This window comes from Halalkalibacter sp. APA_J-10(15) (genome assembly GCF_023017105.1).
In the GTDB taxonomy this organism is placed as follows: domain Bacteria; phylum Bacillota; class Bacilli; order Bacillales; family Bacillaceae_D; genus Halalkalibacter.
In genome coordinates, this window is the sequence record NZ_JALKEV010000069.1 from 1 (window position 1) to 408 (window position 408).

Consider the following 408-nt stretch of genomic DNA (forward strand, 5'->3'; position numbering starts at 1 on the left):
CGGCATCCCCGTTCACTCTTAGCGTTCCCGGCACATATTCCAACCCTTCTGGGATCACATCGGAGATGACTAGATTTTCAACTTGACTGTCTTCAATCGTATTTCGTGCCTCAATCGTATACAGAAGCGTATCGCCTACTTCTGGATGATCGTCATCGGTGTTTCCGTCCGCTTTTTCAAGAAGGGTGGCCGTTTTCTCCGATTCGACCTCTGGATCTTTCAGCTCCACTTCGATGTCCGTTGATGGTTCATCTGGCTCATCGAGGTTGCTTCCATCCACGACGGCGATGTTTTCAATCGTCTGCTCCGCATAGCCGGAGTCGATCGTCGCGTGGAATGTCACCGTCCGCCACTCGGTATCCGTCACATCACCAAAGTTCGCAGTGATCATTCCGTCCTCGTAGCTGC

1 protein-coding gene is annotated in these 408 nt (G+C 52.0%); it reads right to left on the reverse strand.

The features are described from left to right. The coding region (locus tag MW695_RS22300) for a DUF11 domain-containing protein (RefSeq protein ID WP_247107620.1) at nucleotides 1-391 on the reverse strand (391 nt) is incomplete at its 3' end. Nucleotides 392-408 lie beyond the last annotated feature (17 nt).